Consider the following 24,123-nt stretch of genomic DNA (forward strand, 5'->3'; position numbering starts at 1 on the left):
AGGTGTACAAGGATTTTCCAAAATATATGCTAACTACTTAATAGATACCTCTACTCTGAATTTTGGCTTTTTTTGTTGATCAGAAAGATTTCTTAAATCTGCAGTTTTTACAATAAAATTATCCTGAGGAACTTGCAAACTATCCAATAAGTAACTCGTTATTTCTTTATTCCTCTCTTTAATCAGTGAATCAAGCATTTGATTAGCTTTCACATTACCTATTTTTTCAAAACAAAGTTCTACCAAACTTTTTGACACTTCTGTACTATCCTTAACAAGATAATTTCTAAACTCTGAAGATTGATTTGCCCAATTTTCTAATTTCTTACTTTTCAAATTTGGCATTTCTTCAGACCTTGATTTAAAGTAATCATTAACACAATCTTCAAGAATCAAATAATTCCGTTCTTGTTTGGTATCTGTTTCTTGTGTAAAAGAGAAGACCAATTCATTCTTCTTCTGTAAGATCTCTGAAATATCTTTTAAAGTTGATTTTTCTTTATCATCAAGTGAAACACTCGTATAATTTAATTGAATTGTTTCAATATCTTCAGGGTTTGTACCAGTGATACTTCCAAGAATACCAAATGGTTTAGCTGCAGTCTTTACCAGGAAATTCATTAAAGTTTTCCAAATAATCCTACCCAGCTTAAAATCTGGTTCATTTGGGTTACCTGATACTGGTAAATCGAATTGAATGATATCATTTTGATCTTTTAGTAGATACAGTGCTAATCTAACCGGCGCCTTTATTGTGTTTGGATCCTTTGTCTTCTTACCAAAATCAAACTCAGAAATTTTAATATTATTTTGATTATCCATATGATCTGGCTTCATATCAATACTACAATGGTAATTAAAGGTTCCTTGGGTTATAGGTCTTGCGATGTAGAATTCTGTATATGGAGAAAAACTCATCAATTCCAATCCGGTAAGTCTTGCTCTTAAATTAAAATCGTGAACTTCCTGCAAATTGAAATTCAAGCTTCCTTTCAACTTTCCTCCTCCATTTAAGTTCATCGAATAACTTAAAGGCACATTATCTGAAGTTTCCGTTAGTCTACCAAGATTCAGAGCAATGTCTTTAATATCGTAAACAAAGTCACGATTTAAAGTTTTATCGGAAAATTGCAACAAACCACCTTTAACAATTACGCTATCAATAGCATAAAATAAGGCCTGATCCTGCTTTAAAGAATCTTGCTCAACTTTGGCTAATTCAGCTGTATCAACAATCATTACAGGTTCGAATATCCTTTCAAAATTGGTATTCTCTTTAAAAAGAGTAGCATAAATTTCAGGCTCTTCCATTACAATCTTTCCAATTTCGTATTGTGATGTACCAATGTTTAATGAATCGAGATTTACATTTGTTGATTTTGCAGCAAGAAATCTTTTGCCTTCCAAATCATTTAATGAAAAATCCTGCAAGCTGGTACTTCCTTTAACAAATACATCCATAAAATCGATCATGCTTCCATTAATTTTTAGAGACGTATTCATTTTCCCCTCCATACTTGAGATCTTTATATAATCCTTAATATAAGCCATAAAAGGTTTAATATTGATATCTGTAACCTTTAAGTCAATCATATACCTTTCGGTAGCATGATCTACATTTGCATTTATACCAACATTACCTTCTCCTCCTATGGAAAAATCTACTCCCATTTCCGACTTCTGATTGTCCCAAGCAATCAATGGTAGGTCCAGATTTATATTTTTTAAATCAAGTAAATTGTCCTTCTGCTTATCAAAGTATGCGATGTAGCCATTTTTTATTTCAATATCATATATAGAAAATTTAGTGGTTTTGCTCTCTTGATTAGCCTGAACTGTGTCAGGTATTTCTTCTTCGCTAACCAACAAATCATCAAAATTGAATCCAACACTATCTTGAATAATTGACACATTTAATCCATCCAAGTAAATTTGCGAAACCGAATATTCACCAGAAATCAACTTCCAGGGCGAAATATTAACATACAATTCGTTGAATGATACAAATTGATCGGCATCATTACTTTCATACAAACATAATCCATTCACCCGAACCGATACTTCCGCATAATTAAAGTGTAATTCTGCAATTTCTAGCTTTCTTCCGATAAGTTCTTCAGAATGATTAACAAGGTAGTTTTTCACTATTGTTGATAGGAAAAAGAATAACAATATAATTACCGTAAGTATCGACAATAATATGATCTTCTTTTTGGATAATCGTTTCATACTTCTTATTTAATTTGATATATCAAAACTAACAATTAGTTTATGATTTATTAAGCCTCCTTCAAATTTTCGATAAAAAAAGGAGGCTTTTGCCTCCTCCTCATTTTTTAAACCAGATTATTAATGATTATAAACGTGAATATCTCTTTGCGGGAAAGGAATTCCAATATCGTTCTTATCAAACTCCTTCTTCACAGTTTCTTGCATGTAAAAGAATACTTCCCAGTAATCTGCCGCATTCACCCATGCTCTTACTGTGAAATTCACCGAACTATCAGCTAACTCTAAAACTGCAATAAAATGCACAGGATCTTTTAACACCTTGGGATGATTGGCTAATAATCCTTCAAGAATTCCTTTTGCTTTGTCAATATCATCAGAATAACCAATTCCAAATGTCATATCGACTCTTCGAGTAGATTGAGTTGAATAATTAATCATTGATCCGGTAGACAAACCTCCATTAGGAATAATAATGGTTTTATTATCGAGCGAAAGTAAAATGGTGTTGAATAGCTGAATTTCCTTAACTACACCAAGGTAGCCTTGCGCTTCTAACAAATCTCCAACCTTAAATGGCTTAAATATAAGGATCATAACTCCTCCTGCAAAGTTTTGCAATGTTCCCGATAAAGCCATTCCCACTGCCAAACCTGCAGCACCTAAAATTGCAATAAAGGAAGTCATCTGTACACCAACCATTCCTACAACAGCAATGAAAAGCATAATCTTTAGCAAAATGGAAAGCATACTAACAATGAATGGTTTTAAAGTAGGATCCAATTCATTCTTATCCATCAATTTCGCAATTCCCTTGGTTATCATTTTAACAATCCATAAACCGATTATCAACGTAAGAATAGCCAACAATAATTTTGGCGCATATTCCAAAGCCATTGTCCACAATTGATCCGATTTCTCAAACATTTTATTCAAATCCATAATTAATAGTTTTTTTGTATAAATAATCTCTTAATAGTAGCCAAACTATAACGGCTAAGCATAAAAAAAATTCCAAATGGAATTTCATAGATTAAATTTAAATAAAAATTAGCGTAAATTAAAACCTATATATCTTTAATTAATTGTGAATTGTTAGAAACAATAAATGTAAATTTTATTTAGCTTTTCTTAAACAATATAATACAACAAAGAAATTAATCACATAATACATTCATAATTAAAGAAATAATCTCCTGTTGAACAGGAATGATTTTTTGCACTTGAAGATTAAAAACATGTGCAAAAAAAAAGAGGCTTATGCCTCTTTTCTCCTTCTATCAGAATATCTTTTTCCATCGCCTTTTCCTCTGCGATCTTTTGAGGAATCTTTTCTGTATCCTCTATCGCCACGGTCTCTGCGATCTCTTCGGTCTCCTCTGTCACGATCTCCTCGTGAACGCCCTTTACGAGGACTTCCACTCTCACTTGGTCGATCACCTGATACTTCGATTCTGATTTTTCTACCACCAATTACAGCGCCAGCAAATCCTTTAATTATATCATCGGTAAATCCTTTTTCAACATCAAAGAATGAGAAAACACCTTTCAAATCAACTCTACCAACGTTTTTACCACGAACACCACATTGTTTGTGAATCAAATTCAACAAACGAGGTACATCAATCCCATCTTTCTTACCAATATTGATAAACATACGGTCCTCGCCCTTGTTGCCTTCTTTTTTATTTCTACGCTGAGTAGTTGATTTTAGATTCAAATCATCTGCATTCTTGTAATATTCCCAAAAACGGCTGAATTCCAATGAAACAAAACGCTTAATTAAATCTTCACGACTCAAAGCTTCCAGTTCCTCGTTAATTCCATCGATAAATGGTGCAATTTCTTCCTCTTCAACCTCAACTTGGTTTACGCGTTGCATAAAATTCATCAATTGTCTTTCGCAAACCTCTTTTCCGACAGGAATTTTTACCTGTTCGAAATCAGTTTTTAATCTTCTTGAAAGATCTTTTACCTTGCGCTCCTCTCTTGGAGTTACCAAAGCAATGGAGATACCTTTCTTTCCTGCACGAGCCGTACGACCGCTTCGGTGAGTATAGAATTCCAACTCATCAGGCAAGTTGTAATGAATTACGTGAGAAAGATCATCCACATCTATACCACGAGCAGCAACATCGGTAGCAACCAATAATTGCAATGAACGATTTTTAAAATTACGCATTACTCTGTCGCGCTGTACCTGGGTTAAATCTCCATGTAAAGCATCGGCATTGTAACCATCTTTCATTAATAATTCGGCAACTTCCTGAGTTTCCTTTCGGGTTCTACAGAAAATAATACCGTAAATGTCTGGGAAGAAATCTACAACACGTTTCAAAACATTGTAACGGTCGCGATTATTCAACATGTAATATTGATGAGAAATATTCTTGTTGGTTGTATTTGCTTTTCCTACAGTTACCTCAGTAGGATCTGTCATATAGTTTTTAGAGATTCGTCGAACTTCTGGTGGCATAGTTGCTGAGAACAACCAAGTCACTTTTTCTTCGGAAGTAGCAGACAAGATGGCATCAATGTCTTCTTTAAATCCCATGTTCAACATTTCATCTGCCTCATCAAGAATTAAATATTCAACAGCAGATAAATTAACAGCCTTCCTTCTAATTAAATCAAGAAGACGCCCTGGGGTAGCCACAATTACGTGTGCTCCTCTTTTCAGTTTTCGAATTTGCTCTTCGATACTTGCACCCCCGTACACATTCACAACGTTCAGGTTTAAGATATTCTTTGAGAATGTCTTAAGATCGTCTGCAATTTGGATTCCCAATTCTCTTGTTGGAGATAGAATCAAAGCTTGCGGTATTTTTACCTGTGGCTCGATAAGCTCAAGCAAAGGTAAACCGAAAGCCGCCGTTTTTCCTGTTCCGGTCTGAGCCAATCCCACAAAATCAGATCTTCCGTCGAGAAGAACTGGGATAGCTTGTTCTTGGATAGGAGTTGGGGTTTCGAAGCCTAATTCAGAAATAGCTTCTAGTATGGCCTTTGATAGACCAAGATTTTCAAATGAATTCATTCTATAATTTTTATGAGCCGCAAAGGTAGCAATTAAAATAGGAAGTAAAGCGTATTTTGAATAGAATGATACAAATTAAATTTCAATAGTTAATTTTCTGATTTTTAAAGAGAAAGAATCAGATCATTTATCTGTCAACTACTCTATTTTTTCTTTAATTAATATGATGTATTATAACGGTAGTAATTCTTGCTACAATGCAACATTTCATCACTTCATATTAATGTTCAAAAATAGAGTCTAATATAGTGTTGGGAAATAATTTACACAAAAAAGCCGCCTCGCAATACGAAACGGCTTGTATCTATTTTTGTTGATTTCTTTATTTTACCAGCATAAAAACCACTTCTGATTTTATTGCTGATGGCAATTCAATTTTACGAAGTTCCAAACTTCTCATCCAGCCTGCAATTTCTTTTTCTTTCAAACTGTATAGTACTTCGCGAAATTCATCAATCTGATCGTCGTTGTAATCATTTTCTTCGAAGTTTTTATAAACATCCAATTCCTCATCTTCATAATAGATGATCTCCTCAGACATTTTATTCAAAATATCGGTTTCACAAATTTCATGTGCACCACAACATTCTTCCATTGGTTCCGCAACCTCTGGCTCTTCTTCTATCTCCCCTTTACGCGCTCTCAGCTTTTGTCCAATCCAAGTAGAAAGGAATGCAATTGCGGCAATCACTACAAGTGATATCAATAAAACTTTCATGAGTGCAAAACTAAAAATTAAGATCTATTAAATCAAGATATCTAGATATACTTTTTAACACAAGGCTCTCCTATCTCAATCCATAAAAAAACAAAACCATGAATTACAAGATCAAATCCAGTAATTCATGGTTTGTTTTTAAGGATTTCCAAACTATTTTTTTCCGGTAGCCTTTTCGTATTGTTTTTTGAAAAGATTTCTTTGATTGGTCATGAACTCAAGTTTTTCTTCCAATTCCTTCTTCTCTCCTTCCAATCTATTTATCTCTTTACGAAGCCATCCTAGCTTACCATCTTTTTCTTTGATCTGATTATCTTTTACTGCAATAGCTTCAATTGATTTTTGTTTCTCCGTTTCTAACTTTTTCTTGTCCCACTCAGCCTCAACACTTGCTGTTTTCAATTCTTGAGCCAGCTTTGTAGAATCTGTCTTTAAAGTTTGGATTTGTCTTTTCAAATCAGCTATTGCTCCTTCATTATTGCTATTCTGATTAATCAGGTCGTTATATTTGGTAAGCGTTTCATGCAATCGTGATTTTAAAGCTGTTGTATCCGATGCCAATCCCATCAGTTCGGTACTTAACTCATCAATTTCTGTATTCTTTTTGGCATTGCTTTCAGCCATACTATTTTTCATCTCGTTATATTCTGCCAAAGTCTTATCCAGCTTAGAGTTTAACTGAGTGATTTGCTTTTTCTTTTTTGAGTTCTCCTTATCTAAGGCAGATACTTTTGCATCGCTTCTTCGCTTTGCATATTCAAGTTCTTCGTATTTTTTCTTTGAAACAACACATGATGTTAGCATTAAGGATGCCAAAGACAGAACAAGCAATTTAATTTTCATCTGTTATAATTTTAGTTTTTAGGTCAGATGGAACTCTCGATGAATTTTAGTCACACTTTTGAATAGTGTAGTATGCTAAAAATCATGTTCGTTTCATAGGACTTATATTTTAATTTCGTAATTGATAATTTTATATCTATAACTGAATTACAAGCGAAGATATTTTTTATTCAACAAAAAATAAATATTTCTGACTAAAATTAACATTTTTTAAATGGATTCTCGTAAGAATCGCTTTTCTAGCACTTATATTAACATATCTTTGTATATCATGATTGCCAAATGCAAATTGGCAAAGAATTTGAATAACAGAAAAAGAAACAATCCTACATATCATGCAAAAATTTAGATTATTGCTTGTAATGCTATGTGCATTCTCACTTACAGTTTTTTCTCAAGAAAACGAAAGCAAAGAAGATAATTCAGATATCATCAGAATTGTTGGTAAACTAACCAACAAACAAAATAACGAGCCAATACCATTTGCCAATGTTGGTGTTATTGGATCTTATATTGGTGCTGCATCTAATTTGGATGGAATTTTTGAATTTAAAATTCCTGGGAAATATAATGAAAGAATGATTCAAGCTTCTGCTGTTGGTTTTTCAACTTTTACAGCAAAGGTTTCTGAATGTACTCAAGTAGATACCCTTGAGATAATATTGACACCAAAAAACTACAATATTGGTGAAGTTGAAGTAATGGCCGAATCGCTAGTTCTACAAAAAAGAATTAAAACTGCACTTGAAAAAATCCCTGAAAACTACCTTCAAACTCCTTTCAACTACGATGTTTATTACCGATCGGAAAAGTTTGAAAATGACAAATTAAACAGACTTCGAGAAGCTGCTGTTAGAATTTATGACGACAAAGGTTATCAACGCGCAGATGCCTACCAGGTTTTCAAAGAGCGTGGATACAGGTTCCTGCAGGTACGCAAAAACTTCGAACCTGCCTCATTGGCTGATGGTTCAACCTTTTTAGACGAATTGCTTGAAATGGATATCGTAAGAAGTCGTGGAAATGTTTTAAACGGAAACCACATCAGCTTCTACGATTTAAAATTGGATCAAATCACCGAATATGAGAATGATTCAATTTGGGTAATTAGCTATAAAAGCAAACGTCCGATGCTAAGTAATACAGGTGATTACTATGCAAAAAGTTATTCTGGTAAATTGTACATTAAAACCAAAGATTACGCAGTAATTAAGAATGAAACACATGTTGTTGCTACGAATTACTCGCCTCAAGGAAGAAGTTTCTATGTGAATGAGAACAGACAAAAATGGCAACCTTTAAAAATCGAATATGATTTTAGCGTGACTTACAAACAACACTCAGGTAGATATTACCTAAGTTACGTAACTTATAAGCGTCATCACGAATTGAAAGAAAAAGAAACTGGTATTCCAAAATCACTTGACATCAATACGGAAATGCTTATCACAAAAATTAACACTGAAAATCCGGAGATTATTGAAAAAAGAGCATACTACGAAAATATGCCTTTCGATAAGAAGTTCTGGGATTCCTACAATATTATATTTGATGGAGAATAGAGAAAGAGGCGAAAGCCTCTTTTTTTTTTTCTAACATGAAACACATTACAAAGACGTAGCGATGCTACGTCTCTACAGAATCATATTCTTACAATGACATAAACCAATTGATCCATAAATTGCCCATTCTTATAGATTGCTGATTTTTGGATTGATTCCAATTCAAAACCAGCCTTTTCCAAAACTATCGTCGAGGCTTTATTCCCAGAGAAGACATATGCATACAATCGAACAATTGGAAAGTTCTGAAATGCCAATTCAACCATCTCTTTCACCACATTGGTCATTATACCCTTGTTCCAGTATTCCTCGCCTAGCCAATAACCCAATTCAGCAGATTTTCTATAAACATCCTTTTGTCTTTCTACACCAATTGCACCAATTACTTCCTCGTTAAGAGTTATTGCCAGGTTATAAGAATCAATGGTTCTGTTCGCAAAACGCACCCAATTAACGGCATCCGAGTAAGTATATGGTTTTGGAAAGCTATCTTTTAAAAATTTAGCTACAGCATCATTGTCAGCATATTTCACCAAGCTATCTTCGTCACCTTTTTGCCATTTCCTTAGCACCACATTTTGTACTTCAAGCTTTACTGATTCCATAACACGTGTATTTAAAATTGAACATCAATCGATTACTTACAAACAAGTTCTTGAAAATATCGTTTCGGCGCAATATTTTAACACGATATATGTATTAGAAAATGCATTACTAGTTGAAAAGACTTTAAAACAAGGCAGATTAAACCATTCCTCTTCATTCAATAAGGATTCTTCCGCCAACGGACGAGCTTCTCAAAAAAATAATTGATTACTTCCGCCAACGGACGAGCTTCCCAAAAAATTAATTGATCACTTCCGCCAACGGACGAGCTTCCCAAAAAAATAATTGATCACTTCCGCCAACGGACGAGCTTCTCAAAAAAATAATTGATCACTTCCGCCAACGGACGAGCTTCTCAAAAAAATAATTGATCACTTCCGCCAACGGACGAGCTTCCCAAAAAAATAATTGATTACTTCCGCCAACGGACGAGCTTCTCAAAAAAATAATTGATCACTTCCGCCAACGGACGAGCTTCTCAAAAAAATAATTGATCACTTCCGCCAACGGACGAGCTTCTCAAAAAAATAATTGATTACTTCCACCAACGGACGAGCTTCTCAAAAAATTAATTGATCGCTTCCGCCAACGGGTGAGCTCTTCCATAAATAAAACTTAACACACACAATTCCAATTCGCACAAAAAAACCGCCTTAAAACTAAGGCGGTTTGCAAATTATTTAGAATTGAAAATTACTCTTCAGTATTTTCAACTTCTTCCTCTTTATCAAGATCTTCAAGAAGATTGTACTCTTGTAGCAAATTATACCACTGGAATATTTTCTTCATATCCGACACATACACTCTATCTTCGTCGTAGTTAGGCAATACTTCACCCATATATCCTTTCAATTCATTTCCTGAAGCTTTATGGCTAATTGCCTTTCCTCCGTTTTCTTTCTCTTTAATATTTTTGAAAACGTCAGCCAATGGCACATCTCCTTCATCTGTAAAAATTGCGATATCTTCCAATGCGCTAATTTTTGAAGTTGCATAAGCTGGCATGCGTTTCTTATCAACCAACGATTCAACAATCAAAGCATTTTTTGCATTCGATACCATTTTAAAAAGACCCGAATGTCCTGATATAGCTAATATTCCTTTCAACATATTTTCAAATTTTAATTTTGGAAGCACAAATTTATAATTCCATAGTATTATACAAAACTATTTGGCAAAAAATAGTTTAAAAGCTTTTGTTTTATGCAAAGCCGCGCTCTTTCTTAATCTTCTCGAAAGCTTCATTTACTTTCTGAAACTTCTCTTTTGCAGCTTCTTGAACATCTTCACCAAGGTAACTTACCTTATCGGGATGATATTTTACAGCCATTTTTTTATAGGCTTTTTTCACTTCTTCGTCAGTAGCTTCTTTAGTTAAGCCAAGAATCTTATAACTCGAGTCAGTATCCTGCACAAACATGGACTTGATAGAGGAATAATCATTTCCTTGAATTCCCAAATAGTATGATATCTTATCGATAATTGCCTGCTCTGAACTTGAAATCGATCCATCGGCCTGAGCTATTCCAAACAAGAAGTGCATCAACTGCAATCTCGAAGAATAATCAAGGTTAGCCTGAACCTGTCTGCAAACTTCTTCAACAGGAATATTTTGCTTTAAAATGTCTTTGAGCATTCCAACTGCTTCAGTAGCACGCGCGGCACCGAAACTTTTCACCAAATTGGCCTTTACGTAATCCAGTTCCGAACGAAGCACCTTACCATCAGCTTTCATTACGGCTGCAACCAGCACCAGTAAACTCATAACGAAATCTCCCTGGCGAGTTTGGCCTGCTACCTTCCCTCCTTCTATTTCAATTGTATCAAAAGCAGAACCAACCAGGTATCCCAATATACCTCCAATCGGTCCAAGAAAAGCCCAACCTAAGCCTCCGGCTATCCATTTTCCATATCTACCCATATGTGGCAATCAATTTTTAATGTTTTATAATATCTGGCAGAAAACACCAGAAAGCTTTAAAGATAGTATAATTAAGGTTTTTTCTCAGATTTATCGCAAAACCTTAACAAAGTTTAACACCCAAAAGTGACTCATGAATTTTCATGATTTGAGGCAGAATTAAATCCGAATTGTTATAAATCACGAAATCTGACTTTTCGATTTTCAAGCTTTCGTCAAGTTGATTTTTCATGCGCTCCTTAACGGCATTAGCATCGACTCCATCGCGGCTCATAACACGTTTAACTCTAAGCTTCTCATCTGCTGTAACACAAATAATCTTATCAAAATTCTTATACAAGCCAGTGTCAAATAATATTGCAGATTCTTGTATTACATATGGCGATTGCTGTTTCTCGCTCCAAGTTTGAAAATCATTTCGAACAACAGGATGAACAATAGTGTTTACATCCTGTAAAGCCTCAGGATTATTAAAAATAATATCAGAAAGGTATTTTCTATTAAGAGTTTTATTCTCAGTATACACATCAAGACCAAATCTATCCATTAGCTTAGTCCTGATTTCATCACTTTCTATCATTAAGCGTTTTGCTTCCTTATCGGAAACATACACTGGAATTCCCAGTAATTTAAATACTTCGGCGACAATCGATTTCCCTGTACCAATCCCTCCTGTTAATCCTATTTTTAGCATGATAATTTGTTATTGAATCGGCTTACGTTTCTCAATTAGGAAAGTAACTGTTTGAGGATAAAAACGAACATTTGAAACAAAATCAGGACTGCGCTTCAACTCAACCTTTAATTTGTTTCCATCGCCTTGTGCAGCTTCTAAATAATCAACTCTTACATCGAAATGATCTTCTGTAATATTTTCATATTTATTCATTCCTACGAAATACGAAAGCTTCACATCACCAGGAAATAAACGCAGTAAAACCGAATCAGGTAAATTATCAACCTTTATCGATACATTTTTATTAGCCTCAGTAAATCGCTCAACAGGAATATTAACTGTTAACTTTTTAGGTGAGAAACTAACTCCTTCAATCTTCTCAAAATCAATCTCCTCCTCTGTGCTTTTTTTCAACCCCGACAACTCCAACAATTCTGTTTTTGCAAATTTCACAGAATCAAGCAAAGATTGAGGTCCTTTTACCAAAACACTATCTAATTCAGGAAGAATTGCTCCTCCCTTCATAAACTGCTGCTCAAAATTCAGTTTCAAATCCAATACTACCGGTACCTTCTTCTCCAAAATAGGTGAAAATTGAAAACGAATGGTGTCTGGACTAATGGCCTCCAAACGAATACCTGTCGACAATTCTTTCTCAATTCTCTCTGCTATGCTTGAGGTAAGTAGATTGTAGCTATTAAGCGAACTACCTGTTATTCTATTATTGGTATACTTATTTACATCAAATGGATTTGATAAAAAAGCTGTACTCAATTTGTAACGAAGCAAATCGAAGCCATAAGCTTTTACTCGTAAGTTTAACTTCTTGGGAAGATCATTGGTAAGCACCTTATCTTCCGGAAAATTCATGTAATATACAGGGTAATTGATACTCGTTGTATATTCCTTACTCAGTGCATTCAAAAACCAAAAAATTGTTGATAAACCAACAAAGAATAAATAAACCAATAGTTTTTTATTCGATGTTATTTTTTCTTTGTTAAAATATCCTTTTAGTTTCTGAAGATCGAGATTATTCAAGGTACTTAGTATTTAGAAAAGCTGTGCCTACTAAGGCACAGCCTGATAAATTATTTTTGAGCAACGTCACTCATGTCTTTAACAACCGCAGCTTTATCAATTTTCAAACGGTTTTGTCCTTCTACTTCCATAATAATTGCACGCTCCTGAATTTCCAGTACTTTTCCGTAAATACCACCAGTAGTTACAACTTTATCACCTTTCTTCAATTCATCACGGAACTTTCTTAATTCCTTCTGCTTTTTCATCTGAGGACGAATCATGAAGAAATAGAAAACTACGACAATTAAAATCAAAGGAATAAAAGAAGTTAAACCTCCCTGACCTTCTGCAGGCTGAGTCATCAATAAGATGTTTAGCATATTCATTTCAATCCAAATTTAATGGTCTCTCGACCGATTTATTATAAAATTACAAATCATTTAATAACTATTCCACATTAGCTGTAATAATCAGCTTTTTCTTTTTCTGCAAAGTATTACTAAAAATGGTAATTACTTTGTATTGCTTACCATGTCGCCCTTTGGAATTGAACTCGATGGTAATTTTCGACTCTTCTCCCACTTTAATGGGTTTCTTGGTCCATTTAAAGTTTGCACAACCACAATCACTTTCTACACTTTTAATGATTAGATTGTCTTCGCCGACATTTTTAAAGTAGAAATCACAAACTCCTATTTCTCCCTCTGAAATCTTCCCAAATTTATGTATTTCTTTACTAAACTCAAACTTAGGATACTTGCCTGATTTCACTGATTCTAATCTATCTGCACCAACAGTCTTATTTTCTTTAGATGCCCCACCTGTACAGCCTAACACAAACATCAACAGTTGAACTAAAACCAGCCACTTTTTATATTTAATTTTTAATGCACTCATACTTTAATTTTCGGATTTCGAAAGTACAAAAATTTCAATGAATCCATTCACATCAGTACATATAAAACAAAAATGCGCTTAATCCATTGATTAGCGCATTTTTGTTTTATATTAAAAGTTAAGACTATACTTCTCCCACAAGTCCTCTACCTACTTTCTTAACTTTTCCATTTTCTTTTAACTCTTTAACCAACTTATCAAGTATACCATTAATAAAGTTGCTTGAGTTCGAAGTACTATAAAATTTCGCAATTTCAAGATACTCATTAAAACTTACTTTTACCGGAACATTCGGAAACTCTTTCAACTCAGTAAGAGCTAATTCCATGATAAGGATATCCATAAAAGCAATTCGCTCCAAATCCCAGTTTTTGGTATTTTTCTGAATCATCTCAACATGTTCAGTGTGATTCACTATAGCTTTACGGAACAATGTTTTCACGTAATCTTCATCTTCGTCATCTTTAAACAAAGACATAATTGAAGTGTGCTGATCATCATTCTCTTTTAATCCTTTAACCGTTTTAATTACCATGCTAATGATAAACTCGATCTCATCGTTCCAATAAATGCTTTTTTCTTCCATTAATGAATAAAAATCTTCATCAGCAGCAACAAGAGTCAAGAAAAACTTCTCCACAAACTTTTTGTCATCTTGATAAGAATTATTCTCAGCATTCATATATTCGATATACAAATCTGAATTCACCAACTTATCAAATAACAATCGAATGTAGTCTTCCTGATCCATCCAAGTAATTGTATTGGATTCAGCATAACTATTCAACTGAATATTTTCAGCCAATTGTCTAATTACTTTGTTGTCTATGAATCTGGTGTTAGGATTAAGGTCCTCTTGAGTAGGGATAATTTTAGCTTTTGCTGTTTCAATCTTTTTTTCTGAAACAAAAGCCAACTCTACAATCAGCAGAAGCAAATAATGGTACAAATCGTAAGCTTTTCCAATGCTGAAAAATAATTCTTTTTCAGCTTTTGCAATTGTGCGATCCTGGTTTTTATAGTACGCATACAGCAATTGCAATACTTTCACTCGAAGTAATCTTCTACTAATCATATCCTTAAAGAACTTTTACAAATTTGTTATTGTGGCTGCAAAATTAGACTTTTTTTATAACCCGACAAGTATTTTTGAAAAAAACAGTAAAAAGAATTAAAGATCAGACTATCCTATACTTTACATATAACAAAATCATGTAAGTCAATCAAAGCCAATTGAAAAGGTTTGCATACTGAATTTAAATTACTTTTTTACGATAATAAATTACTAAGTCATAGCAATTAGTACGCAGATTTTTTTATTTTTGAAGACAATAAACAGAATAAATTAAACTTTATTTGAAATGGAAGGTTACGACAATAAAGATGGATATGGAAAAAAGAATCGCGATGAAATTTTTTCGAACGCGGTTAGGGCGGGAAAAAGGACGTACTTCTTTGATGTAAAAGCAACAAGGAAAAACGACTACTATCTAACAATTACTGAAAGTAAAAAACGCTACGACAAAGAAGGAAATTATTCTTTCGAGAAACACAAAGTATTTTTATACAAAGAAGATTTTGACAAATTTTCTGAAGGATTATTAGAAGCTTTGGATTTTATTAAATCATCGAATCAAGAAACCAACGAAGTAGAAGAAATGTTCGTAACCGAAGAACAAAATACAAACTCAGAACTAATTGAAGGATTAGAAGCAGAGACCTATTCAAACGTTGAATTTGAAGATTTATCGGAATAAATATCATTTTATAAAACTTAAAGCTGCTTTTAACGAGCAGCTTTTTTTGTTTCTTGCACACTAGTGTCAAAAAGTAACGCAAAACTGTTACATTTGCATTGGGCATATTTTTATTAAGTCCAAATATATCGCCCCGTTTATTTTTAGTAATAAAAATCCCTACTAATAGGGATTGTAATTATTGAAATTTTCCTATACGTTTGACCAACTTTTAGGAAAATTTGTGGTGTTCATTGTAAGAAATAACTTCACATGATGAATACTAAACTACCTGGCAAATCAGGCAACAACACACAACAAGGAAATTTAGAACGAATGAAACTATCTGAGTTAACAGATAATCAAGAAGGAATAATAACCAAAGTTTTAGGACATGGTGCATTTCGAAAGAGAATTACCGAAATGGGCTTTGTTAAAGGGAAAAAAGTTACTGTTATTAAAAATGCTCCTTTAAAAGATCCTGTAGAGTATGAAATTATGGGGTACGAAGTTTCTCTGCGAAGAAGCGAAGCAGCATTAATTGAAGTAATTACTCAAAAAGAAGCGAATCACATAAAATTATCTGATTTCGAAGGAACAATTAGTGATGAAATACTAAAAACCTCAGCTAAAGAAAAAGGCAAAAAAATAAATGTAGCTCTTGTAGGAAACCCTAATGCCGGAAAAACAACATTATTCAACTACGCATCTGGATCGAAAGAACACGTAGGAAACTACAGTGGTGTTACCGTTGACTCTAAGCAAGCTCAGGTAAAACAAAATGGTTATCAGTTTGATGTAACGGATCTGCCAGGAACTTATTCACTTACTGCATATACTCCAGAGGAATTATTCGTTAGAAAATACATAATGAACGAAAGTCCAGATGTTGTTATCAACGTTGTGGATGCTTCAAACTTAGAAAGAAACCTTTATCTGACAACTCAGCTTATCGACATGGATATTAAGGTAATATTAGCCTTAAATATGTACGATGAACTGGAAAAGAAAGGAGCTACTTTCAACTTTAAAGAACTATCAAAAATGTTGGGAATTCCTATTGTTCCAACGGTTAGTTCAAAAGGTAAAGGAGTAAAAGAATTATTCAACAAGGCGATTGAAGTTTATGAGGATAGAGATCCAATAGTTAGACACATTCATATCAATTACGGTAAAATTGTAGAAAGTGCTATTTCAAAAATACAAACTGTAATCAAGAAAGATCGAAAACTATCTTCTAGCATGTCGCCTAGATATCTATCGATAAAGCTTTTGGAAGATGATGAGAGTGCTCGTCATATTATTCACGAAAGCGATCTTCATTTTGAGATAAAATCGGTAGCAAAAGAACAAATTGCAAAGATTGAAAAAGAGTTTAGTGAAGTCTGTGAGACGGTTATAACAGATGCCAAATATGGTTTTATCGATGGGGCCTTAAAAGAAACCTACAAGGAAAGTCCTATTAAGAGAAGGAGAAATACCACATTGATTGATACATTTATCACTCATAAATTATTTGGTTTTCCAATCTTCCTAAGCTTTATGTTTTTAACATTCTATGCCACATTTAATTTGGGAGAATACCCAATGAGTTGGATAGAAATGGGCGTAGAAGGTTTAAGCAATCTAATTGACAACTTAATGGCAGAAGGTCCATTAAAAGATCTGCTAATAGATGGAATTATTGGAGGTGTTGGTGGAGTAATTGTATTTCTCCCTAACATTCTTATCCTATTCTTCTTTATTTCATTTATGGAGGATACGGGTTATATGGCACGTGCTGCTTTCATCATGGATAAATTAATGCACAAAATAGGCCTACATGGAAAGTCATTTATTCCTTTGGTTATGGGATTTGGATGTAATGTACCTGCAATGATGGCTACCAGAACACTGGAAAACAGAAGCGATAGAATACTTACCATGATGATTATTCCATTCATGTCGTGCAGTGCTCGATTACCTGTGTACATTCTAATCATTGGCACTTTTTTCCCTGACAACGCCAGTGTAATGCTATTTGGCATATACATGCTTGGCATTGTATTAGCTGTTTTATTTGCCAAAATTTTTAAAGCCAGCTTTTTTAAATCAAAAGATGCGCCATTTGTAATGGAATTGCCTCCATATCGAATTCCAACTCTAAAAGCAACTACAAGACACATGTGGAGCAAGGGAGTACAGTATCTAAAGAAAATGGGTGGTGTTATTTTGGTTGCCTCTGTAATAATATGGGCCTTGGGATATTTCCCATTAGAAGTGGATTACTCTAAGGATTATAACAACTTAATCGCACAAAACGAAGCTAGCACTAAAGAAAAACTAGAAAATGCAAATGAAGCTGATAAAGGTTTCATTCAAGAACAAAGCGATGCTGAAATAGCTAACTTACGCAATGATATGCTTGAAGAAAAACAGGAAAATTCATACATCGGTAGAATTGGACATTTTATTGCTCCTGCAATGCATCCTTTGGGTTTCGACTGGAAAATGTCAGTAAGTATGCTTACAGGTATTGCAGCAAAAGAAGTAGTTGTAAGTACAATGGGTGTCTTGTATCAAGAAGGAGAAGGTAGCGATGAATCTAGCGAGAGCTTAAGAAGCAAATTAAGAGAACAGGAATTCACAGGTAGCCACAGAACAGGAGAAAAGGTATTTAGCGCCTTAACTGCCTTATCATTCTTGATTTTTACTTTGATTTATTTTCCTTGTGTAGCTGTAGTTGCAGCATTAGTTAAAGAAGCAAATTGGAAGTGGGCTGCATTTATTGTATTTTATACAACTGGACTTGCTTGGCTGGTTTCATTCATTGTATACCAAGTGGGGAACTTAATAATTTAAATCATGAACATACAACTTGCACTAACATACCTGATTATCATTTATGCAGTTGGATATACATTCTACCAACTAATTCAAATGATAAAAAAACAAAAAGAATCTGCTTGTGGTGGCGGATGTAGCGGTTGCGATTTCAAGAACGAACTTAAGCAAGGGGATTCATACAATTTCAATTGATAAGGAGGAAAAGTTTACATATCTTAAAAACTAATCAAACCTCACACTTTTAAATACAAGCACCTTATATTACACAATCTAATCATAACTAAAATAAAAAAAGGGATAACAATTGCTATCCCTTTTTATTTATCTTATGCTTAAAGCCTAATTATGCTCCTAAAGTAGCAACCATTACAGCTTTAATAGTATGAAGACGGTTTTCAGCTTCATCAAATACGATAGATGCTGGAGATTCGAATACATCTTCAGTAACTTCGATTCCATCTAAACCAAACTTCTGGTAAACTTCCTCACCTACTTTAGTTTCTCTGTTGTGGTAAGCAGGAAGACAGTGCATGAATTTACACTTGTCATTACCAGTCATTGCCATAGTTTCCTTGTTCACTTGGAATGGCTTCAACAAGTCAATTCTTTCTTTCCATACCTCATCTGGCTCACCCATTGATACCCAAACATCAGTATAAAGGAAATCACAACCTTTAACACCTTCTTCAGTGTTATCGGTAACAGTTACCTTAGCACCTGTTTCTTTAGCAATTTCAAGACATTGAGCTACCAACTCTTCTTCTGGCTGAAGATTCTTAGGACCAACGATTCTTACATCCATACCCATTTTAGCAGCACCTACCATTAATGAATTAGCCATGTTGTTTCTTGCATCTCCTAAGTAAGCAAAAGAAACTTGGTGTAATGGCTTATCACAGTGTTCCATCATAGTAAGGAAATCAGCCAAAATTTGAGTTGGGTGGAACTCATCAGTTAAGCCATTCCATACAGGTACACCAGCATGCTTAGCCAATTCCTCAACAACAGTCTGACCAAAACCACGATACTCAATACCATCATACATACGACCTAGTACACGTGCAGTATCAGCCATAGATTCCTTAACACCAATCTGAGATCCTGAAGGTCCCAAATAAGTTACGTGAGCTCCCTGATCGTAAGCAGCTGTTTCAAAAGCACAACGTGTACGAGTAGAAGACTTCTCGAAAATTAAAGCGATGTTCTTACCTTTAAGAGTTTGAACTTCGTTACCAGCATATTTAGCTCTTTTTAAATCTCTTGCAAGATCTAACATGTACTGAATTTCTTTTGGAGAAAAATCCAAAAGCTTCAAAAAACTTCTGTTTCTAAGATTGAAAGCCATTGTTATAATTTTAATAGGATAAACAAATATTTGTCAAAAATAGAGTCTTGTACCAACATAACAAAACGAAGGCACAAGATTCTTATTTAATTTTAGTTCTCGTATTCCATAGTAATTTTACTACCATACTTTCTGTCCTCAAGTTTTGTAGCCTCGGTAATTACCGATTTCTTACCACCATTTTGAACAAATTCAAGACAAGCACGGATTTTTGGAGCCATACTACCTTCTGCAAACTGACCATCGTTCATCAATTCCATAGTATCCTTATAGTCCAAGAATTCCAAAATCTCTTCGTTTGGTTGTTTAAAGTTCTTGTAAATGTATGGAACATCAGTTAAGATATAGAATTCATCAGCTTTAATTCTAGCACCAATTAACGCAGAAGCTAAATCTTTATCGATAACACCTTCTACCGGGCAAATCTGACCATCAGCATCCTCGTATACAGGAACACCACCACCACCAACAGTGATAACAATATTTCCTTCACGAGCCAATTTTGAAACGATTTCTTCGTTCATAACTCTCATTGGTCTTGGCGAAGGAACTACTCTTCTCCATCCACCATCAGCTTTTACTTCTTCTTTAAAAATCCAGCCTTTATCTGCAGCCAATGCATCAGCTTCTTCCTTAGTATAAATCTTACCTACGCGTTTCGTTGGATTTTCAAATGCTGGATCATCCTTATCAACAACAACCTGAGTAACCAAAGTAATAACATCCTTCTTAATGCCATGCTTCTTTAAAATATTTCTCAAGTTACGCTCAATCATGTAACCAATACCCCCTTGAGAATCGGCCACATCAATATCCAAAGGCATTTGAGGAATATTATACAATTGCTCACCGGCATCATTTCTCATTAAGATATTACCAACCTGAGGGCCATTACCATGAGCGATGATTATATCGTATCCTTCCTTAATAAGGAAAATTAAATTTTCCAAAGTATCTGTTGTGTTCGCATTTTGCTCTTCAACAGTACCTTTCTGATTGCCTCGAAGCAACGCATTACCTCCTAAGGCTACAACTGCTAATTTATTCATTACTTTTCGCTTTATGTTTTTCTTGTTAGTTTTGCAAAACTAAAAAAATAAATTACAAAACAAGAAATTTTGCTTTTTTTTAAAAACTTTTTCACACACTGTTTTTCAACACATTACAGAGATTTATTTTTTACTGTTTAGTAGTTTAACTTGTAAAATAATGAAATTCAAAGCAAACTGAAAACTTCATATCACTCGTTTGCACGGGTCGAACTAAACAATGCAGTTATGTTTATATTATTGGATTTCATACTCAAATTGATTTTATTTCCCACATCAGCATAATTTAAAACCAATAAACAAATTATTCGTAGAAACTTTAGATTCTTCAAGAAAGAAGATTAGTTTTATCAATTATTCTAGGATGTTTTATAAATTTAAGAAGATTTTAAAACTACCATGCGCAACAAAATTTATCAACTAACTCGAATTTTATGAGGCTACCAATACTCCTTCTGTTATTTGCAATAATCTTAAGTTCTTGTGGTAAAAAATCAAGAAATAAGACCGAGGCCGACGAAGGAATTATTATATACGATGTTAGTTATTACGCTTCAGAGAAAGAGAATCCCATTGTAGCACTACTTCCAAACAAAGTAGAATTAAGATTTAAAGAAAATAACATCTGTTTAACTTCTGAAGGATATCTTGGTTTTTTCAGTACAAAATTTATTTCAAATTTCAACTGCGACAAAAGCCATATTCTCCTAAAAGTACTAAACAACAAGTTCAACTATGAATTTCCGAAAGGTGAGATTGCTTTTATCTACAACCAACTATCTCCCAGAAAAATAAAATACTTAGATGAAAGTAAAATAATAGCGGGGTACAAATGTAAAATTGCCCAGCTTTTTTTCGAAGATGAGACAATAAATCCTATTAAGGTTGCGTATACAGAAGAAATTGGTCTTGCAAATCCAAACAGAAACACACCATTAAATGAAATTGAAGGTGTTCTTATGGAGTTTGAAACTACAATGAATAAAATAAGAACAAAATTTACGGCAAAAAGTGTAAGCTTAGAAAAAATAGCTCCAGATGAATTTACAGTTCCTGCAGACTACGTTCTTTCTGATAAGGCAACTTTGAAGAAATATATTTTAGGTTTCAACTAGTTAAAGATTTTAGGCAAAAATTAATCTTCCGAACACTAGTAAAACTGTGGATTTCCAAGCCATTTTTATTACTTTTACATAAATTTCGCAACAGCGTGACATCAGCAACACACTGAAAAATAATCGAATGGCTACAAAAAAAAAATCAAAACCTAAATCCAGAAGAAAGATATTCACAAAACCCAAATTTTTAAATGACGAAAGAGCTCGTTTTATTTTGGGAGTTACTCTTTCGCTTTTTACCATATATACATGTCTGGCATTTGTGTCTTTCTTTTTTACAGGAGGTGCAGATCAAAGCAAACTGGATATTAAATGGCTCGAATTAATTACGGATTCAGAAATAAGAGTAGAAAACTGGACGGGTAAAACCGGAGCTTATCTTTCAAATTTATTCATCAACAAAGGATTTGGAATTGCATCATTTTCTTTTCTGTATGTAATGGTGGTTCTATCTTTACGTTCTTGGGGATTAAAGATTCAATCCATCAAAAAAAGTATTCTTTACACTTTACTATTTAGCATTTGGTTGTCAATAGGAATGGCTTTTATTTTTGTGGATTCAACCAGCGACTCGTTTCTATTTTTGGGTGGTATTCATGGATTCTTTATTAGCGAATGGCTAATTTCCATTATTGGTAACGTAGGAACCTTATTCCTACTAATATTAAGTCTTCTTTGCCTTTTAACATTCGGTTTTCAAAACACTGTAGGATTCTTTAAAGGATTGGTAAAGAAAAAAGAAAAAGCCGCAGATACTACTTTAGAAGATGATATTTTTGAAGAAGAACTTGATGAAGACGTTACAGAACAATCAGAAGCCATTGAAGAAATAGAACAAAAAACTCCAAGCTTTGAATCTGAAATTCTATTAACAGAAGAGTCGGAAAATCCTATCTCCACAGCAGAAGAACCTATAGCAAAGCAAGCTGAAAGTGAAGATGGCGTAGAGTTGAAAATTGAAACTGTAAGAGAACAGGAAGAGACGGTTCCGATTAATCAAGAGCCTTTAGAGGATTTTGATCCAACCTTGGATTTATCTAGATATAAATTCCCTACCATCGACTTGTTGGAAGATCACCAGATAAATAATTCTGTTGTTAGCAAAGAGGAATTAGAGAGCAATAAGAATAAGATTGTTGAAACTCTTCGTCATTATAAAATTGAAATTGTACAAATTAAAGCAACCATCGGACCTACGGTTACTCTTTACGAAATTGTTCCCGCTCCAGGTGTTAGAATTTCCAAGATTAAAAATCTGGAAGATGACATTGCACTAAGTTTGTCAGCTTTAGGAATTCGTATCATTGCTCCTATTCCAGGAAAAGGTACAATTGGAATTGAAGTTCCAAACCGTACTCCTGAAATTGTTTCGATGAAAAACATTATCGCATCCAAGAAGTTTCAGGAATCAAAATTTGCTTTACCTGTTGCATTGGGTAGAACCATTTCCAATGAAACATACACACTTGACTTAACCAAAATGCCTCACCTTTTGGTGGCTGGAGCTACTGGTCAAGGTAAATCGGTTGGATTGAACGCCATTATTACATCTCTTTTGTATAAAAAGCATCCATCGCAACTAAAGTTCGTTTTGATTGACCCTAAAAAGGTAGAGTTAAGTATTTATTCTACCATCGAAAAACACTTTCTAGCAAAACTTCCCGACGAAGAAGAGCCTATTATTACCGATATCCATAAGGTAATTGCTACGTTGAATTCCTTGTGTATCGAAATGGATTCTCGTTACGATTTGTTAAAAAAAGCGCATGCAAGAAATATAAAAGAATACAATACCAAATTTGTAAAACGTAAATTAAATCCGGAAAATGGACACAGATACTTGCCATACATTGTGGTAATAATTGATGAGTTTGCCGATTTGATTATGACTGCAGGTAAGGAGGTTGAAGCTCCAATTGCCAGAATTGCCCAACTGGCTCGTGCAATTGGGATTCACATGATTATTGCAACACAAAGACCTTCAACAAATATCATTACCGGTGTAATTAAGGCAAACTTCCCTGCCCGAATTGCATTTAAAGTAGCATCTATGATTGACTCGAGAACCATTTTAGACAGTCCCGGAGCCAATCAGCTAATTGGGCGAGGTGATATGCTGATATCAACCAGTAGCGATTTGGTTCGTGTACAATGTGCATTTGTTGATACGCCAGAGGTTGAAGCAATTACAGATTATATTATGGAGCAACAATCCTACCCTTCTGCACTGATGTTACCTGAATATGTTGGAGAATCATCGGAAAGTGGTGCTGGAGAAATTGATTTGCAAAAACGTGATGCTTTATTCGAAGAAGCTGCTCGCCTGGTAGTTACTTCTCAACAAGGATCAACATCAGGAATTCAACGCCGTTTTTCTATTGGTTATAACCGTGCTGGTAGAATTGTAGATCAGTTGGAAGCTGCGGGAATTGTAGGACCTTTTGAAGGAAGTAAGGCCCGTCAGGTACTTATTCAAGACGAATATTCGCTGGAACAACTATTAAACAACATTGCGAATTAGGTCTGGCACAATAATTGAA

Annotated in this window: 21 protein-coding genes; 6 read left to right on the plus strand and 15 right to left on the minus strand. The window is 34.2% G+C overall.

The features are described 5' to 3' along the window. Positions 1–33 precede the first annotated feature (33 nt). The 5 genes from BXY64_RS11585 to BXY64_RS11605 all read right to left on the minus strand — a co-directional run bounded on the left by BXY64_RS11585 (position 34) and on the right by BXY64_RS11605 (position 6,824). Positions 34–2,229 (minus strand): AsmA family protein, encoded by a 2,196-nt coding sequence (locus BXY64_RS11585; protein WP_120240157.1) that lies wholly within the window; start codon positions 2,227–2,229, stop codon positions 34–36. Between the two features lie 120 nt (positions 2,230–2,349). Next, on the minus strand, positions 2,350–3,171 hold the full coding sequence (locus tag BXY64_RS11590; protein WP_120240158.1) for a mechanosensitive ion channel family protein: 822 nt from the start codon (positions 3,169–3,171) through the stop codon (positions 2,350–2,352). A 316-nt stretch (positions 3,172–3,487) separates the two neighbouring features. Next, entirely contained in the window at positions 3,488–5,263 is a 1,776-nt protein-coding gene (locus tag BXY64_RS11595; RefSeq protein WP_120240159.1) for a DEAD/DEAH box helicase, read from the minus strand. Between the two features lie 322 nt (positions 5,264–5,585). Beyond that, positions 5,586–5,981 carry a phospholipase gene (locus BXY64_RS11600; protein WP_120240160.1) on the minus strand — a complete coding sequence of 132 codons (396 nt, stop codon included), beginning with the start codon at positions 5,979–5,981 and terminating at the stop codon, positions 5,586–5,588. A 153-nt stretch (positions 5,982–6,134) separates the two neighbouring features. Continuing rightward, a complete protein-coding gene (locus BXY64_RS11605) occupies positions 6,135–6,824 on the minus strand; it encodes a DUF4164 family protein (protein ID WP_120240161.1) in 690 nt (229 codons plus the stop codon). A gap of 335 nt (positions 6,825–7,159) precedes the next feature. On the opposite strand from BXY64_RS11605, the gene BXY64_RS11610 reads away from it, so the two are divergent. Further along, the gene (locus BXY64_RS11610) at positions 7,160–8,386 is read left to right on the plus strand and encodes a carboxypeptidase-like regulatory domain-containing protein (protein WP_120240162.1); all 1,227 of its coding nucleotides are present in this window, start codon (positions 7,160–7,162) and stop codon (positions 8,384–8,386) included. An 80-nt stretch (positions 8,387–8,466) separates the two neighbouring features. On the opposite strand, the gene BXY64_RS11615 is transcribed toward BXY64_RS11610, so the two are convergent. The 8 genes from BXY64_RS11615 to nusB form a co-directional block, all read right to left on the minus strand. Continuing rightward, positions 8,467–8,991, minus strand: coding sequence for a GNAT family N-acetyltransferase (locus BXY64_RS11615; RefSeq protein ID WP_120240163.1), 525 nt, complete (start codon positions 8,989–8,991; stop codon positions 8,467–8,469). A 694-nt stretch (positions 8,992–9,685) separates the two neighbouring features. Next, on the minus strand, positions 9,686–10,102 hold the full coding sequence (locus BXY64_RS11620; RefSeq protein WP_120240520.1) for a DUF5606 family protein: 417 nt from the start codon (positions 10,100–10,102) through the stop codon (positions 9,686–9,688). Between the two features lie 91 nt (positions 10,103–10,193). Then, positions 10,194–10,913, minus strand: a complete 720-nt coding sequence (locus BXY64_RS11625) for a TerB family tellurite resistance protein (RefSeq protein WP_120240164.1) — start codon at positions 10,911–10,913, stop codon at positions 10,194–10,196. Between the two features lie 103 nt (positions 10,914–11,016). Beyond that, positions 11,017–11,607: a dephospho-CoA kinase gene (coaE, locus tag BXY64_RS11630; RefSeq protein WP_120240165.1), complete on the minus strand. Its 591-nt coding sequence runs from the start codon at positions 11,605–11,607 to the stop codon at positions 11,017–11,019. A gap of 9 nt (positions 11,608–11,616) precedes the next feature. Further along, positions 11,617–12,630: a CdaR family protein gene (locus BXY64_RS11635; protein WP_120240166.1), complete on the minus strand. Its 1,014-nt coding sequence runs from the start codon at positions 12,628–12,630 to the stop codon at positions 11,617–11,619. A 50-nt stretch (positions 12,631–12,680) separates the two neighbouring features. Then, positions 12,681–12,998, minus strand: a complete 318-nt coding sequence (gene yajC, locus BXY64_RS11640) for a preprotein translocase subunit YajC (RefSeq protein ID WP_120240167.1) — start codon at positions 12,996–12,998, stop codon at positions 12,681–12,683. 61 nt (positions 12,999–13,059) lie between these two features. After that, the gene (locus tag BXY64_RS11645) at positions 13,060–13,509 is read right to left on the minus strand and encodes a DUF1573 domain-containing protein (RefSeq protein ID WP_120240168.1); all 450 of its coding nucleotides are present in this window, start codon (positions 13,507–13,509) and stop codon (positions 13,060–13,062) included. 124 nt (positions 13,510–13,633) lie between these two features. Beyond that, positions 13,634–14,584, minus strand: a complete 951-nt coding sequence (gene nusB / locus BXY64_RS11650; RefSeq protein ID WP_120240169.1) for a transcription antitermination factor NusB — start codon at positions 14,582–14,584, stop codon at positions 13,634–13,636. Between the two features lie 286 nt (positions 14,585–14,870). On the opposite strand from nusB, the gene BXY64_RS11655 reads away from it, so the two are divergent. The 3 genes from BXY64_RS11655 to BXY64_RS11665 all read left to right on the plus strand — a co-directional run bounded on the left by BXY64_RS11655 (position 14,871) and on the right by BXY64_RS11665 (position 18,263). Beyond that, complete coding sequence (locus tag BXY64_RS11655) at positions 14,871–15,266, plus strand: DUF3276 family protein (RefSeq protein ID WP_120240170.1); 396 nt, start codon at positions 14,871–14,873, stop codon at positions 15,264–15,266. Between the two features lie 255 nt (positions 15,267–15,521). Continuing rightward, positions 15,522–18,086: a ferrous iron transport protein B gene (feoB, locus tag BXY64_RS11660; protein WP_245996655.1), complete on the plus strand. Its 2,565-nt coding sequence runs from the start codon at positions 15,522–15,524 to the stop codon at positions 18,084–18,086. Positions 18,087–18,089: 3 nt separating this feature from the next. Then, on the plus strand, positions 18,090–18,263 hold the full coding sequence (locus BXY64_RS11665) for a FeoB-associated Cys-rich membrane protein (protein ID WP_120240171.1): 174 nt from the start codon (positions 18,090–18,092) through the stop codon (positions 18,261–18,263). 151 nt (positions 18,264–18,414) lie between these two features. Here BXY64_RS11665 and BXY64_RS11670 read toward each other — a convergent pair whose 3' ends face one another. Both BXY64_RS11670 and arcC read right to left on the minus strand, forming a co-directional pair. Next, positions 18,415–19,416, minus strand: coding sequence for an ornithine carbamoyltransferase (locus BXY64_RS11670; RefSeq protein WP_120240172.1), 1,002 nt, complete (start codon positions 19,414–19,416; stop codon positions 18,415–18,417). 92 nt (positions 19,417–19,508) lie between these two features. Continuing rightward, a complete protein-coding gene (gene arcC, locus BXY64_RS11675) occupies positions 19,509–20,465 on the minus strand; it encodes a carbamate kinase (RefSeq protein ID WP_120240173.1) in 957 nt (318 codons plus the stop codon). A 434-nt stretch (positions 20,466–20,899) separates the two neighbouring features. Here arcC and BXY64_RS11680 point away from each other — a divergent pair, with 434 nt between their 5' ends. Further along, positions 20,900–21,580, plus strand: coding sequence for a hypothetical protein (locus BXY64_RS11680; protein ID WP_120240174.1), 681 nt, complete (start codon positions 20,900–20,902; stop codon positions 21,578–21,580). Between the two features lie 127 nt (positions 21,581–21,707). Then, positions 21,708–24,104 (plus strand): FtsK/SpoIIIE family DNA translocase, encoded by a 2,397-nt coding sequence (locus BXY64_RS11685; protein ID WP_120240175.1) that lies wholly within the window; start codon positions 21,708–21,710, stop codon positions 24,102–24,104. Positions 24,105–24,123 lie beyond the last annotated feature (19 nt).

This window comes from Marinifilum flexuosum, assembly GCF_003610555.1.
GTDB lineage: Bacteria > Bacteroidota > Bacteroidia > Bacteroidales > Marinifilaceae > Marinifilum > Marinifilum flexuosum.